General features: G+C 64.9%; 14 protein-coding genes and 1 pseudogene. 6 read left to right on the forward strand and 9 right to left on the reverse strand.

Annotated elements, in window-relative coordinates:
• Window positions 1-4: 4 nt before the first annotated feature.
• Window positions 5-1,183 carry a bifunctional glutamate N-acetyltransferase/amino-acid acetyltransferase ArgJ gene (gene argJ / locus ABEA12_RS16925; RefSeq protein ID WP_210101290.1) on the reverse strand — a complete coding sequence of 393 codons (1,179 nt, stop codon included), beginning with the start codon at window positions 1,181-1,183 and terminating at the stop codon, window positions 5-7.
• The gene (argC, locus tag ABEA12_RS16930) at window positions 1,180-2,211 is read right to left on the reverse strand and encodes an N-acetyl-gamma-glutamyl-phosphate reductase (protein ID WP_210101291.1); all 1,032 of its coding nucleotides are present in this window, start codon (window positions 2,209-2,211) and stop codon (window positions 1,180-1,182) included. The genes argJ and argC overlap by 4 nt, the downstream gene beginning before the upstream one ends.
• A gap of 153 nt (window positions 2,212-2,364) precedes the next feature.
• On the opposite strand from argC, the gene ABEA12_RS16935 reads away from it, so the two are divergent.
• Window positions 2,365-3,333, forward strand: coding sequence for a quinone oxidoreductase family protein (locus ABEA12_RS16935; protein WP_210101292.1), 969 nt, complete (start codon window positions 2,365-2,367; stop codon window positions 3,331-3,333).
• A gap of 97 nt (window positions 3,334-3,430) precedes the next feature.
• Here the strand turns inward: ABEA12_RS16935 and ABEA12_RS16940 are convergent, their stop codons facing one another.
• On the reverse strand, window positions 3,431-3,784 hold the full coding sequence (locus ABEA12_RS16940; RefSeq protein WP_210101293.1) for a VOC family protein: 354 nt from the start codon (window positions 3,782-3,784) through the stop codon (window positions 3,431-3,433).
• 346 nt (window positions 3,785-4,130) lie between these two features.
• On the opposite strand from ABEA12_RS16940, the gene ribA reads away from it, so the two are divergent.
• Complete coding sequence (ribA, locus tag ABEA12_RS16945; RefSeq protein WP_345469043.1) at window positions 4,131-5,555, forward strand: GTP cyclohydrolase II; 1,425 nt, start codon at window positions 4,131-4,133, stop codon at window positions 5,553-5,555.
• A gap of 48 nt (window positions 5,556-5,603) precedes the next feature.
• Here the strand turns inward: ribA and ABEA12_RS16950 are convergent.
• The 5 genes and pseudogenes from ABEA12_RS16950 to ABEA12_RS16970 form a co-directional block, all read right to left on the reverse strand.
• Window positions 5,604-6,326, reverse strand: a pseudogene (locus tag ABEA12_RS16950) (lysylphosphatidylglycerol synthase domain-containing protein); the annotation flags it as partial.
• Between the two features lie 76 nt (window positions 6,327-6,402).
• On the reverse strand, window positions 6,403-7,215 hold the full coding sequence (locus tag ABEA12_RS16955; protein WP_210101295.1) for a class I SAM-dependent methyltransferase: 813 nt from the start codon (window positions 7,213-7,215) through the stop codon (window positions 6,403-6,405).
• Window positions 7,212-8,138: a glycosyltransferase family 4 protein gene (locus tag ABEA12_RS16960; RefSeq protein WP_210101296.1), complete on the reverse strand. Its 927-nt coding sequence runs from the start codon at window positions 8,136-8,138 to the stop codon at window positions 7,212-7,214. Before ABEA12_RS16960 ends, ABEA12_RS16955 begins: the two co-directional genes overlap by 4 nt.
• A 112-nt stretch (window positions 8,139-8,250) precedes the next feature.
• On the reverse strand, window positions 8,251-8,631 hold the full coding sequence (locus ABEA12_RS16965; protein ID WP_210101297.1) for a 6-pyruvoyl trahydropterin synthase family protein: 381 nt from the start codon (window positions 8,629-8,631) through the stop codon (window positions 8,251-8,253).
• A 122-nt stretch (window positions 8,632-8,753) separates the two neighbouring features.
• The gene (locus ABEA12_RS16970) at window positions 8,754-9,749 is read right to left on the reverse strand and encodes a zinc-dependent alcohol dehydrogenase (protein WP_210101298.1); all 996 of its coding nucleotides are present in this window, start codon (window positions 9,747-9,749) and stop codon (window positions 8,754-8,756) included.
• Window positions 9,750-9,868: 119 nt separating this feature from the next.
• Here ABEA12_RS16970 and ABEA12_RS16975 point away from each other — a divergent pair, with 119 nt between their 5' ends.
• On the forward strand, window positions 9,869-10,657 hold the full coding sequence (locus tag ABEA12_RS16975; protein WP_210101299.1) for a CDP-alcohol phosphatidyltransferase family protein: 789 nt from the start codon (window positions 9,869-9,871) through the stop codon (window positions 10,655-10,657).
• 26 nt (window positions 10,658-10,683) lie between these two features.
• Here the strand turns inward: ABEA12_RS16975 and ABEA12_RS16980 are convergent, their stop codons facing one another.
• Entirely contained in the window at window positions 10,684-11,520 is an 837-nt protein-coding gene (locus ABEA12_RS16980; RefSeq protein ID WP_210101300.1) for an AraC family transcriptional regulator, read from the reverse strand.
• A 36-nt stretch (window positions 11,521-11,556) separates the two neighbouring features.
• Between ABEA12_RS16980 and ABEA12_RS16985 the strand changes: the two genes are divergently transcribed.
• The 3 genes from ABEA12_RS16985 (at window position 11,557) to ABEA12_RS16995 (ending at window position 13,489) form a co-directional block, all read left to right on the forward strand.
• The gene (locus ABEA12_RS16985; RefSeq protein ID WP_345469047.1) at window positions 11,557-12,102 is read left to right on the forward strand and encodes a maleylpyruvate isomerase family mycothiol-dependent enzyme; all 546 of its coding nucleotides are present in this window, start codon (window positions 11,557-11,559) and stop codon (window positions 12,100-12,102) included.
• Between the two features lie 31 nt (window positions 12,103-12,133).
• Complete coding sequence (locus tag ABEA12_RS16990) at window positions 12,134-12,580, forward strand: DUF6157 family protein (protein WP_210101302.1); 447 nt, start codon at window positions 12,134-12,136, stop codon at window positions 12,578-12,580.
• A 105-nt stretch (window positions 12,581-12,685) separates the two neighbouring features.
• Window positions 12,686-13,489, forward strand: coding sequence for a GNAT family N-acetyltransferase (locus tag ABEA12_RS16995; protein WP_210101303.1), 804 nt, complete (start codon window positions 12,686-12,688; stop codon window positions 13,487-13,489).
• The last annotated feature ends 211 nt before the right edge of the window (window positions 13,490-13,700 follow it).

Consider the following 13,700-nt stretch of genomic DNA (forward strand, 5'->3'; position numbering starts at 1 on the left):
TGGATTAGCTGCTGTAGGCCGAATTCTCGTGGACGTAGTCGTGCGTCAGGTCGTTGGTCCACAGGCTGGCTTCCTGGCTTCCCGCGTTGAGATCGATTTCCACCAGGACGTTGCGCCCGGTGAGGTCCACCAGGTTCCGGTCCTCCCCCACTCCGCCGTTACGGCATACCTGGATGCCGTTGATGGTGACGTTCAGTTCCTCGGCTTCGAAGGCGGCCTGGGTGGTTCCCACCGCTGAGAGCACCCGGCCCCAGTTGGGGTCCTGGCCAAAGATCGCGGTCTTGAAGAGGTTGGAGCGTGCAACGCTGCGCGAGACCTCAACGGCCTCGTCCTCGGTGGCGGCGTTGAAGGTGCGGATCGTGATCTCATGGGCGGCGCCCTCCGCATCGGAAATCAGCGCCTTGGCCAGGTTGACGCAGACCTCGGCGAGTCCCGCGGAGAACTCGGCAACCTCGGGGATGACGCCGCTGGCACCCGAGGACATGAGGATCACCGTGTCATTGGTGGACATGCAGCCATCGGAGTCAGCCCTGTCGAAGCTGACATTGGTGGCTTGGCGCAGTGCGGTATCGAGCTGGGAGGGTTCGAGCACGGCGTCGGTGGTGATGACCACGAGCATCGTGGCCAGTCCCGGGGCCAGCATGCCGGCGCCCTTGGCCATGGCACCGATGCCGTACCCGGTCCCCGAGAAGGCTGCCTGCTTGTTCACCGTGTCGGTGGTCATGATGGCCGTGGCAGCCGCCGCTCCCCCGTCGAATTCACTCCCGTCATCCAGTGCTGAGGCCGCGGCCTCGACACCGGGAAGGATCTTGTCCATGGGCAGCTGCTCGCCGATCAGGCCGGTGGAACACACCAGCACGTCGCCACTGGAGATTCCCAGGACCTTGGCCACGTGTTCGGCAGTGGCGTGGGTGTTGGCAAAGCCCTCGGCGCCGGTGCAGGCGTTGGCCCCGCCGGAGTTCAGTACGACAGCGTCGGCGCGGCCGTCGGAGAGCACTTGGCGCGACCAGTGCACCGGGGCAGCTGCCACACGGTTGGAGGTGAACACCGCCGCGGCATCGAAGCGCGGGCCGTTGTTGCGCACCAGGGCCAGGTCTGACTTGCCCGAGGTCTTCAGTCCGGCAGTGATCCCCGAGGCGCTGAAGCCCGCGGGGAAGGTGATTCCGGTGGATGCATTGCTCACGGAGCGACTCCTTCAAATGCCAGGCCGGCGGTTTCGCTCAGGCCCAGGGCGATGTTCATGGATTGGACGGCGCCGCCGGCGGTTCCCTTGGTGAGGTTGTCGATGACCGTGGAGACGATGACACGGTTGGCGTGTGCATCGAAGGCCAGCTGGACCTGCGCGTGGTTCGATCCCATGACCGAAGAGGTGGCTGGCCATTGGCCCTCGGGAAGCATGTGGACGAACGGCTCGTCCTTGTATGCGGCGGTCCAGGCCGCGCGCAGTGTCGCCTCGTCCACGCCGGGCTTCACCTTGGCGGTGGCTGTGGTGAGGATGCCCCGTGGCATCGGGGCGAGGGTCGGGGTGAAGGAAATCGTCACCGGGACGCCAGCTGCGTTGGAGAGCCCCTGTTCCATTTCCGGGGTGTGGCGGTGTGAGCCACCAACGCCGTACGGGTTCATCGAACCCATGACCTCGGATCCGATGAGGTTGACCTTGGCACTCTTGCCCGCGCCCGATGTTCCCGAGGCCGCAACCACCACCACGTCATCGGGCTCCAGCAGGTTGGCGGCGAATCCGGGGACCAAGGCCAGCTGGACGGATGTCGGATAGCAGCCCGGCACCGCGATCCGCTTGGCTCCCACGAGCTTGGCACGGGCACCGGGGAGTTCTGGCAGGCCGTAGGGCCAGCTACCGGCGTGCGGGCTGCCGTAGAACTTTTCCCAGGCCTCTGCGGATTCAAGGCGGTGGTCCGCTCCCGCGTCAATGACTAGGGTATCGTCCGGCAACTTGGCAGCGATCTCGGCACTGGCACCGTGCGGCAACGCCAGGAAGACCACGTCGTGTCCGCGCAGTTGCTCGACGGTGGTTTCAACCAGGATGCGCTCGGAGAGCGAATGCAGGTGCGGCGCGAGTTCTCCCAGTCGCTGTCCGGCGTTCGAGTGGGCGGTAATGGCGCCGATGGTCACGTTCGGATGGTTGGAAAGCAGGCGCAGGACCTCGCCGCCGGCATATCCGCTGGCTCCGGAAACAGCTACTGAAATAGTCATAAACCAACCTTACAACGTATTTATACATGATGGCTAATAAGTATTCACTGATCGTCTCCCGATCCTGCGACATTCCGAGCACAGGATCCGCCCATTTCAGGTTCCACCGCTAGGGTTGTCCCAAAACCAAAAGCCGACCAAGGAGTCCCACACGTGAGCCCCCATGCAATTATCGCCCGTCAGGCCGGCGGTCCCGAAGTTTTCGACTATGTGTCCTCCGAGGTTCCTTCCCCCGGCACCGGGCAGCTACTGGTAAAGGTCGCGGCCATCGGCGTGAACTTCATCGAGACCTACCAGCGCTCGGGCGTCTACCCGGTGCAGTATCCCCTTGTTCCGGGCAGCGAATGCGCCGGGATAGTTGAAGCCGTCGGGGACGGCGTCACCGACTTCGCCGTGGGCGATCGGGTGGCAACGGCCGAAGGATCCAAGGCCTACGCCAGCTACACGCTGCTCGATGCAGAGAAGGCCCTTCCGGTGCCGGAGGGCGTTTCCCTGGAAATCGCCGGAGCGTTGCCGTTGCAGGGGCTGACCGCCCACTACTTGATCAATTCCAGCTACACCGTGCAACCCGGAGACACCGTGCTTACCTATGCCGGCGCCGGCGGAGTCGGACTGTTGCTGATCCAGCTGCTGAAGCTGCGCGGCGCCACCGTCATCACCACCACCTCGACCCCGGAGAAGGCGGAGCTGGCACGCACCGCCGGCGCCGACCATGTCCTGGACTACGACCAGGTCCCGGCACGCGTAGTGGAGCTCACCGAAGGCCGCGGAGTGGATGTCGTTTATGACGGGATCGGCAAGGACACTTTCGAGGGATCACTCAAGGCGCTGAAGATCCGCGGCACGCTGGTGCTCTTTGGCGGGGCATCGGGCCAGGTCCCGCTCTTTGACCTCCAGCGGCTCAACGCCCATGGATCCCTCACCGTGACTCGCCCCAAGCTTGGTGACTTCCTGCTCGATGCCGAGGAACGGCGCTGGCGCTCCAGTGAGATCTTCGACCTCGTTGCCGCCGGCAGGCTCCATGTCCGGATCGGGGCGCAGTTCGCGCTGGCCGATGCAGGCGCCGCGCACACCGCCCTCGAGACCAGGGCCACAACGGGAAAAACCATCCTGGTGCCGTAGCGACTTGGTGCGACGGAGAGCGGATCCGCTCTCCTCCACCGCGTCGCCTTGGAGGACAAGAATCACGAACAAATTCGAACAACGCGGCCGGTGCCTCTTAGCTGCCACCGTCCCCGAGGATGCAGAACTCATTTCCCTCCGGGTCGGCCAGGACGACCCAATCTTGTTCGCCCTGGCCAATATCGGCCCGGCGAGCGCCCAGCAACAGCAACCGATCCACTTCGGCCTGCTGGTTGAGGGGCCGGAAATCCGGGTGCACCCGGTTCTTTGCGCTCTTGTCATCCTTCACCGGGACGAAGATCATCCCCGGTGTTAAATCCACGGTCGGGCGAATCTCGAACTCCTCTCGGCTGTCAATCGTGACGACCCAGCCCAAGGCATCTGCCCACCAACGACCGAGCGTCTGCGCGTCCTTTGAATCAATGACGATTTGTTCCCAATCAAGTGCCATCGCTCGAGCATATTCCATCGCTACGAGGCTTCCGCGGCCCCGGCCGCGCGGATGGTTCTGTTTTGGCCGGCAAAAATGCGCTGTTGGATGGAAGCCGCCGATGACTCTCCTCGCTCGTGGCACGGCAGCCCAGCGCCTTCGCCATCCGTTCCACGGACCGGGAGGTCGGCATTGCCCGCTTGGCGGTCCCGTGTGACGGTGAGACCATGCACGCCTCATGCCCACCCACTCCGTTCGGCACCCCGCGAATGGAGCCAACTTCGAGACCCGCTCCCCCTTCGCTGAAAGCCGGCGGCGCGCACCGGAGCGGCACCTTGATGAGCGACGAGACGTATAGGGTAAAGCCATGTCACTCGAATCCCTGACGCCAGATGGATCGATGAAGGTCACCTGCATGGTGCACACCAAGCTGCCCACGCGGCACGGTGAATTCAAACTGCTCGGCTACCGCGACGTGGCCGGTGTTGAGCACATGGTCCTCACTCGCGGAGAGATCGCCGCAATCGACGGTCCTGCCCCGCTGGTGCGGCTGCATTCCGAGTGCCTGACCGGCGATGCCCTGGGATCATATCGCTGCGACTGCGGGGAGCAGCTCGACGCCGCCCTGCACGCCATTGACGAAGCCGGACGGGGCATCTTGATTTACGTGCGGGGCCATGAAGGCCGGGGTATCGGGCTGATGAACAAGCTTCGGGCCTACGCCTTGCAGGACACGGGCGAGGACACCGTGGATGCAAACACCCGCCTCGGGCTTCCGGTCGATGCCCGCGACTACCACCAAAGCGCGCAGATTCTGCGCGATCTGGGAATCGAGCAGGTCAGGCTGCTGTCCTCGAATCCCGCCAAGCAAGCGGCTCTGGAGGCCCAGGGCATAGCCGTTGAGGCCCGGATCCGGCTTAATGTGGCGGACCGCCTGGAAAATTCCGGCTACCTGGCCACGAAACGCGCGCGGATGAGCCACGACGCACCTCCTGAGCGCAACACGTGGGACACACTGGCTGATGGCTGCCTTCCCGACGGAGCATTGTCCCCCGGCGACGAAGCGCTGGTGGAGCGCTATGCACCCCTCCTCGAGGCGGGCCCGCAACTGGTGATCGCCCAGCTCGGACAGAGCATGGATGGGTTCATCGCCTCGCGCACCGGTGATGCCTGCTTCGTCACCGGGGAATTGGATCGCGAGCATCTGCACCGCCTGCGGGCACTGGTCGACGCGGTCATCGTTGGCGCCGGGACCGTGCAGGCAGATGACTGCCAACTCACCGTCCGCGCCGTCAGCGGAGCCAATCCGGTACGCGTGGTCATTGACCCGCACGCACGCATACCCCACACGACCACGGTGTTGACAGATGAGACCACGCCGACCCTGTGGCTCGTCGGTGCCGAAGCCAACACGCCGGAGGCGTTGTCGCCGCACGTGGCCGTCCACCGGTTCAAGCACGAGGAAGATTTCGAGCCCGCGGCGATCCTTGGTTTTCTGGCGAAAAAGGGCCTGCGCCGGGTATTGGTGGAGGGTGGGGGGCTAACTGTGTCCCGGTTCCTGCATGCAGGTGTCCTGGACCGCCTCTACCTGACTACTGCCCCGCTGTTGGTCGGTGACGGTGTCCCCGGCATCCGTTTCGAGGGGACCGACGCCCTCTCCGGAGCCTTGTCCGCCCCTGTCCGCAGGTTCGTGTTCGGCGAGGACATATGCACGGAGTTCAACTTCACCGCCACCCTCCCGCTTGCTGCGCAGGGTCCGAATCAGCAGGACCAGTCCGCCGGGAAGCACTGAAACCAAGGCAAGGATGCCATAGGCCACAGAGACACCCACGCCTTGTTCGGCCGAGTGCCCGAGCAACATGAATCCCAGCGCGGCCGCGCCCTCCCGAGGACCCCACCCTGCGATGTTAAGCGGGATGGACATGCCGGCCAAGGTGATGGCCGCCAGGACGGGGATCTGCGCAAAGGGCAATTCCGGCGCCAGGGCACGGCAAGCCAGCAAGAACAACAGCGCAAAGGCACACCAACCGACCACCGAAAGCACGGACACCAATCCGATGCCCCGCTTGGTGAGCCTGCGCAGCCACTGCCAAGCGATTGTCGCTGCCGCGGCCGCCACGGCCAATGACAGCAGCCCGACCCCGGGACTCAAGCCCATCAAGGGGATTCCCGCGGCAAGAAAGACCACGGATGTACCCGCGAGGCGTTCAGCCGAGACAGCGCCCACGCTTCGCTTCAGCACGTCCCTGCGTAGCAGGCCCGCACCCGGGCGCTCTTCCACGGCACGCAATACGTCTCCGGCCAACCCGCCCGGAAGCACCGCATTGACAAAGGCCGCCTGCCAGCAACGCCCCACCGCTGAGCCAAGGCCCACGTCGATACCTTGGCCGAGGGCGATCATTCTCCACCTTTGGGCCTGCACCGCAACGCCAACCAAACCCAAGAGCAGTGCTCCGAGAACTGCCGGAAGAGTGAGGACCGAAGCGGCCGCGGCAAAAGGACCGGCACCCCACAGGCCAACTATCCAGAGCAGGATTCCGGCGGCCACGGCAACTTGCACCATGCCCAGGACCAGGGGACGGCGTCTCACTGGGGCCACCGCACTGCCCAGGCGCCTAACTTCACCCCGGTACACCCCTTCATGGCCGCGGTAGGCACAAGAGGTCCTGGTGCCCGACACGCACACGCAGTGCACCTTCACGCTCACGGGCCAATCTATCGGCCAACCACCGGGCCACACCGATGTCCCCGGCCGTTTCATGCTCCATGACGGCGTCGGCCCGATCATTCAGGTAGCGACGGACCAACGCGCTCTCGGCCGGGCCCAGGGTCCAGTCCGTGTCCGTGAGCTGGACGTCCATGCCCGCGGCCCGGAGCCGCTCCGCGACATGCCCGATGGCCTGAGGTCCAGCCAGGCAAGCGCGGCGTTGGTGATCGTTGAAGGCCGTATTCACAGCCTCGTCCAAGCTGTGCCCCGGAACCACCTCCACGACCCCGGTGACACTGAGACAGAGTAAGGCCGGGATGTCCCTGCCTATCAGGAAATCGCAGAATCCATCAAGCTGGTCCAGACTGAGTAAATCAAGCAGCGCCGAGCAGGTGAGAAGAACGTGCTCGGCTGCTGCCTGGGGCAGCGTCGCCAGGTCCTCGATCCCGGCGACAACCCGCCTGATGCGCTCCACCGATCCCTCGTTCCGGCTCTCCCCGGCCAGCGCCAGCAGTGCCGGGTCGTGATCCAGCAGCGTCCATCTCTGCTCGAAACCGAGGCGGGGTGCGAGCCAAGCCTGGTTGGCGCCGGTTCCCGCCCCGACATCGATGACCTCCACGACGGTGCCGGAAAAATGCGCGGCGAGTCTCTCCAGCAAGGGTCTGGCAGCTTCGCGGGCTCGCTCGTCGGCTTCACGACGCAAGGCCAGCCAATCGCTGGCAATCGGGCGTTCGAGTTCGTTCACAAGGTGAGGATCCGCTGCATTTGATGTGCTGTCTGGTTCCATGTCGGCAGTCTATCGCGGGTGGCCACGGCGGCATCGCTCCATTCCGAGCGCAACCGGGCATCGGTGAGCCAGCGTCGTAACACCGATGCAAGTGCCGCCGGGTCATCGGGCGGCACTTCGGCTCCGGGCACCGGGAACCCGGCCAAGGCCAAGGCCTCCTGTGATCCGGTTCCGGAACCGACGACGGCGGGAATCCCGTGGGCGAGGGCCTCGGTGACCACCATCCCGAATGTCTCGGCGCGCGAGACCAGCAGCAGCAGGTCGGTGGCCATCCAGATGCTTTCCAGCTCGCTGCCGGTTCGAGTCCCGATGACCTGCACCCGTCCTTCGTCGAACGCGTTGCCCACGAACTCGCGGACGTCCTTGGCATAACCGGGGTCCGCCGTGTCCGGACCAACGACCATGATCCGCCACGAAAGATCCTGCAGGCCGGACAAGGCACGCAGGATGGCCAAGTGGTTCTTGCGGGGGGTGAGAGATGCCAACAGGAGCATCTGTGGCGGGGTGCTGCCTACGGCCGGCAATGCCGGGTCGGTGCCCGGAAGCAAGACGTGCGTAGGCAACGGGCCATAGCGGCCCTGCAGGTCCTGCGCCGCCCATTCGCTGGTGCAGATGACGCTGTGCGCCTCCTGCACCACCTGCCGTTCCTTCTCACGCAGTGCTTCCCGCTCCCCGGAAGGCAGGCCGGATTCTGCCAGCAACGAGAGGTGGAACAGGACGTGGACCCGGGTTCCTGATGCGCAGGCCTCCCGAATTTCGGCCGGTGCAGCGCAGGCGATGAGGCCGTCGATGACTATTCGGGAGCCCGGGGTGATCGCTGCGCGCAACACGTCAAGATCGCCCGGTGCCGGCCACGGCCAGGCACCGGGGATGGCCCTCATCGTGACCGGATACCCCATTCTTTGGAGGGCCAGTACCAGGGCAGCGTTGTAGCGACTCCCCCCGCTGGGTCCGGGCAAGCCTGCAGGAGCCAGGAACGTGACCCCGGAGGACTCAGCCGAAGGTGACGGCATGGGAGGCCCAAGCATCCGGGTGCTCACGCAGCAGGATCTCGAGTCCAGCGAACTTCGTCGTGTCAAAGCGCAAGCACAGTTCCTTGCCGATGTACCCGGCAACCGCTTCGGTGGTGCTCAGGCGTCCGGCAAAGGCGGGATGCTCATCGAGGTTTGAATACCTCAGGGTCTCCAGTACTTCCGAAAGCATGGCGGTTGCCGCCCCGATATCCATCACCACCGACTGCGGACCAAGTTCGGCACGTCTCCATGTCGCTTCGATGACCAAGGTCGCGCCGTGCAAACCTTGGGCGGGGCCGAAGAAGGGGTCCGGGAGGCTATGGGCAATCATGACGTGGTCTCGCACGGTCAAGGAATACATTCAAGGGCCTTTCTGGCGGGTCCTCACCGCGAATGCCCCCATTGGGGCATCACGGCACGTGCAACGAGCCTACCGGGACGGATCATGCCGCGGTGCGCTGCGATGGACAGCGCCACCGTTTCCTAGCTGTTCCCGGGGTAGCTGATCGCACGGCACAGCGACGGCAGGGCCCCGCTGGCCAAATCCGCGATGACTCGCGGCAACTCGACGAAGGCCGATTCTCCGCTGATCAGCGCGTCGAACACCGGATCCCCCAGTGCCGACATCACCAGTTCCATGCGCGATGCGTGGGTATGCCGGTGCTTGCGGGCCCGTCCAATCATGGAGACCTGGCTGGAGGTGATGCGCAGGCGGCGGGCGTGGAAGTCGGCACCGAGCGGCACCCCGGGAACATGGGAACCAAACCATGAGAGCTCAACCATTTCTCCTTCGTCGGCGAGCAGTTCAAGTCCCCGGGCCAGGCCCTCGTCGGTGGTGGAGGCGTGGTAGACGATGTCGCATCCCCCCGCTGCTTGTTCCGGCGTGACCGCTTTGATACCCATGCTTTGGGACATCTCCCGCTTGGACGGATCGGGATCCACTAGCTGCAGTTCCGCCAGCGGGAAGCTGCGCAACAATGCGGCCAGCGAGGAACCGATCATCCCGCCGCCGATCACGGCAACGCGATCCCCCATGCAGGGCGCAACGTCCCACAGTGCGTTCAACGCCGTCTCCACCGGCCCGGCCAGGATGGCACGCTTGCTGGGAACATTCTCCGGAATGAAGCTCAACGCGTCCACAGGCACCACGTAGCGGTCTTGGTGGGGATACAGGCAAAACACCCGTCGCCCCAAAAACCCGGGGGGTCCCTGTTCGACGACGCCAACCGAAAGGTAGCCGTATTTCACGGGAAAATCGAAGTCCCCTTCCTGGAAGGGCGCCCGCATCCTGGAGGCGATCGACGCCGGGACTTCTCCGTGGTAGACCAGCATCTCGGTGCCGCGGCTGACCCCGGAGTAGAGACTGCGCACCAATGCTTCGCCCGGCCCGGGAGCTGGCAGCTGCCCGAGGCGGAGTTCGCCGGCCTGAAAACCCGTCGTCCAATATGCGGTGCCCTGCAGAGGCTGGTGTGGATCCATGGTCCAACCCTAGCTTCACGGCCTTCGCCCCAGCGGTTCCCGACCTCGGGGCCACGAATTCCCCGCGGGGCGCCAGTAGACTTTGGGCGAGGTACCCAAGGCAAAACGGAAGGAACACGATGCACCGCTCGAGTGACCGCACGCAGCGCAAGGCGCTCGTGGATGCGCTGTGCACGGTTTTGGGTTCCGTGGGGCTGGGCATTGTGGTGGTGCAGTTCGGGCGGGCCCCCGGCTGGGAAGGCCTCGCGGCGGTGACCGGCGGGCTGGCCCTGGTCTCCGTAGCCGTTCTGGGCATCGTGCGCCGCAGGCCTTTATTCTCGACCCCGGCTGACCGTGTGACCTTGGGCCGCGCCGTGCTAGGTGGGGGCTGCGCCACGATCATCGTATTGGCCGCCCTGGGCTCACTGCCGCACCGCTCGTGGTGGCTGGTGCTGCTGGCGGCCCCCGCGGTGCTGCTGGACGCCGTTGACGGGACGGTCGCCCGGCGCACCGGCACGGCCACCGCACAAGGTGCCAGGCTGGACATGGAAACCGATGCGGCATTGATGCTGGCACTCACGGTGCCGCTGGCCTTCACGTTGGGGCCCTGGGTACTGGCAATCGGTCTGATGCGCTATGGATTCGTCGCTCTTTCGTGGTGGCGTCCTGCGCTGCGGGCACCACTGGAATTCAGCCAATTCCGCAGGATCACGGCCGCCATCCAGGCAGTTGTCTTGGTCATCGCGCTGGTTCCCGTGGTGCCAGAGTCCCTGGCCGCGAGCGTCCTGGGACTCAGCTTGGCCTTGCTAAGCGCGTCGTTCCTTCGTGACATCATTGCCCTGGAACGCCGGCATGACACCTTGCCCGCACGGGTCCGCACGGAAGCCGCAGCCTCCGGCACCGGGAAGGGAACCCCGCCAAGGTCCTAGGACGGGGCTTGGGCGTGTTCTGGGGATCAGCCGCGGCTTTGGGCGGAGAACTGGCCTGGAGTCAGGGCCGTGACCTTCTTGAAGTCCCGGATGAAATGAGCTTGGTCGGCGTAGCCCAGGAGAATCGCCAGTTCTGCGGTGGACGCCGGCGATTCGCGCAGCCGCTCGGCCGCTTCGTGCAGGCGTCTGCGCTGGATCAGCCATTTTGGCGTCAAGCCCAGCCGGCGTCGCACCAGCCTCTGCACGGTACGCTCGGACAAGCCGAAGTGTGCGCATATCCCGGCGACCCGCAACACCTCGGGATTGCTCTCCACGTATCCCACGATCTCGTTGACCAGGTGCCCCTCCTCGTCGATGGGCAGAAAGCCGCGAAGAGCCTTCTCATACACCGCCATCACGGCACGGTGGGAATCTTCGGCTGCTGGATGCTCCGCCATGAGACGTCGGATCTCTGCGGTCAGCTGCGCGCCGTTGGAGGGAAGAACCTGGGAGAGATCGACGTGTCGATCGGTGAATTCATCCACGGACCGCCCCGTGAGCCGATGTCCACCGGCAGCAGTGAGCATCACCCCGGCCGCCCAGCCATCTCCGGCGAGCGCGGTGGTGGACAACCCGGAGACCACACCGTAGAAGCGGGAATACTCGGCGGTGACAACCACGAGGCATACGGGATATTGCAGCACCCGCTGGACGGCTCGAGCACCCGACGGCACCGACCACACCGGGAACCAGAAGCGGCCAATGAAATCGGTGAATTCCGCTTGCGGAGGGTATCTGTGGATGGTGTGCGAGAGGTCCTGCGGGTCTCGCAGATGCGCGCGCTCGATCGGATCAAGGCGTTGGGCGTTCGTGTCGGGTTTCATCAATCGCCGATCTCGAGGCGGAGATACGTTATGCCCATGAACTCAACCACAGCCGATTACCAGGCAGCAAGCATTCCCTTGTCCCTGCTCCTTCACGGGGTGGGTGCCGAACAATGGGATAACCCCTCGCCGTGCGAGCAATGGACGGTGGCTGATGTTGTCAGCCACCTGATCCACACGCAGCGTGATTTCTTGATCCGCAACGACATCGGTCTCTCAGACCCTCCACCCGGTGTCGATCCGGCAACGACATGGAGGTTGCACAGTGCCTCGGTGCTTGATGCGGTAGCCGACGATGCTGTCGCATCAGCGGGGTTCGACGGCGGCTTCGGACCATCAACCATCGGTGAGACCCTCGTACAGTTCTACGTGTGGGACATGATTGCCCATCGATGGGACATCGCCCGGGGTACGGGCCTAGAGGCGGAATTGACCAGCACCGAGATCGATCGGCTTGAACGCGGCATCTCCGGCTTCGGCGACGCACTCTACATGGACGGGATCTGCAAGCCCGGTGTGCCCGCACCCGCCGATGCGGACCGGATGACCGCGGTCCTGGCCAGGCTCGGCCGGCACGCTTGACCCGCACCCGACCCACGGAAGAGAAAGAATCATGCACACGACCAACTACGTGAACACGTCCATCGCGGTCGCCGATGACTGCCCTGCGGACCACGGGGTCATTCCGCCGGTGAAACCCGCGAACCCCTCGATAGCCTCGCGCACCTTCGCATTGATCGCGCACAACCCCTACGGGTACACCTCGGACGATGTCATCTACACGGTCTACGCGGACCGAGCCGAAATGGCGCACTCGGATCGGCCGCTGGTGCGGGAGGATTACTTCATCACCCCGCGAGCATGCCTGCGGGCATCGGACCTCGGCAAGAGATACGGCTGGGGCATCCACGCGAACCACGACGGGCGCATCGCCCTCTACGCGATTGGTTCCGCCGAGTACCTGGCGCTCTCAACGGATGGTCGACTACCGAATGACACACTTCAGTCTGCTGAAAGGCCAGTCACGGTCCTCAAGGCCATGCGCTCAGGCCGGCGCTGACGCCTGTCCCCCGCAGGAGTCCCCCACGCATCACCAAGGCCCGGTTCCATGATCACTCCGCGCATGTGTTGTCCACGGGCGCGCTCCGTGGGCAAAGATGGACACATGACCCACAATCAATCGACACCAAGGGCACGTTTCCTGGCCGCCTACGACGATCAGCTGCGCACCGACGCCGAGACACCCAGCGCCACCAGCGTGAGCATTCTGGGTCCGTTGCGCCTGGTGACATTCATGCATGGACGGGGATTCGTGACGTACCAGGACCTCGGCGCGGCAGGTGGAAATGCCATCCGCCGTCTCGTGTCCGGGGCCATGGACCACTACCGGGACAGCCCGAAAATCACCCGAGTGGAGTGGAAGACCCGCGGGCACGACCACGCCCCGGGACTGCACGAGGCCCTGCTGGAGCATGGGTTCATCCGGGACGAGACCGAATCGATCATGATCGGTGCGGCCTCGGCGCTAGCGATCGATCTCCCCTTGCCCGAGGGTGTGGCACTTCGGCAGTTGAGCGAGGACTCGGATGTGCGGGCGATGAGCGCGATGCAGGGCGAAGTCTTTGGCGATCCGGTTTCCGAGGAAATGGCCGAAGCATTGCTGCGTCGCTTGGCCCTGGACGACGGGATGGAACTCTGGGTAGCCGAGGCCGATGGCAGAATCGTCGGCGCAGGACGGCTGGAGCCGGTCCAGGACAGCGGCTTTGCCGGGATCTGGGGAGGCACCACCCGCAAGGAATGGCGCGGACTCGGGATCTACCGCGCGTTGACCGCTGCACGGGCGCGCTCGGCACTGCACATGGGCAAGTCGCTCATCCACAGCGACTCCACCGAATACTCACGCCCCATCCTGGAACGGTTCGGGCTCCTGAAGGTCTCAACGACCACGCCCTATCGCTGGACACGCTAAACCAGACCGTAGCGAGGTCGTTGTTGACCACCCGTCGGGCCACGGTCCGCAGATGCCAGGGAGGTGTCCTTCGCCCGCACCATGCCGATCTGTGGGGGAAATCGAGCCCTCCACCCCCTCGTCCGGGGACGACCGCTGCCGGGAAGGCATGAAAGACCGTGTGGGACAGGGCAAATGCTGGCCAATACCCCGCGCAGTGAATCCGCCCCCG

Source organism: Paeniglutamicibacter antarcticus, from assembly GCF_039544305.1.
Lineage (GTDB): Bacteria > Actinomycetota > Actinomycetes > Actinomycetales > Micrococcaceae > Paeniglutamicibacter > Paeniglutamicibacter antarcticus_C.

Coding starts and splice junctions, on each gene's coding strand:
- argC (WP_210101291.1), bottom strand. CDS start 2,211: ATGACTATTTCAGTAGCTGTTTCCGGAGCCAGCGGATATGCCGGCGGC.
- ABEA12_RS16975 (WP_210101299.1), top strand. CDS start 9,869: ATGCACCGCTCGAGTGACCGCACGCAGCGCAAGGCGCTCGTGGATGCG.
- ribA (WP_345469043.1), top strand. CDS start 4,131: ATGTCACTCGAATCCCTGACGCCAGATGGATCGATGAAGGTCACCTGC.
- ABEA12_RS16980 (WP_210101300.1), bottom strand. CDS start 11,520: ATGAAACCCGACACGAACGCCCAACGCCTTGATCCGATCGAGCGCGCG.
- ABEA12_RS16940 (WP_210101293.1), bottom strand. CDS start 3,784: ATGGCACTTGATTGGGAACAAATCGTCATTGATTCAAAGGACGCGCAG.
- ABEA12_RS16985 (WP_345469047.1), top strand. CDS start 11,557: ATGAACTCAACCACAGCCGATTACCAGGCAGCAAGCATTCCCTTGTCC.
- ABEA12_RS16970 (WP_210101298.1), bottom strand. CDS start 9,749: ATGGATCCACACCAGCCTCTGCAGGGCACCGCATATTGGACGACGGGT.
- ABEA12_RS16960 (WP_210101296.1), bottom strand. CDS start 8,138: ATGAGGGCCATCCCCGGTGCCTGGCCGTGGCCGGCACCGGGCGATCTT.
- ABEA12_RS16990 (WP_210101302.1), top strand. CDS start 12,134: ATGCACACGACCAACTACGTGAACACGTCCATCGCGGTCGCCGATGAC.
- ABEA12_RS16995 (WP_210101303.1), top strand. CDS start 12,686: ATGACCCACAATCAATCGACACCAAGGGCACGTTTCCTGGCCGCCTAC.
- ABEA12_RS16965 (WP_210101297.1), bottom strand. CDS start 8,631: ATGTATTCCTTGACCGTGCGAGACCACGTCATGATTGCCCATAGCCTC.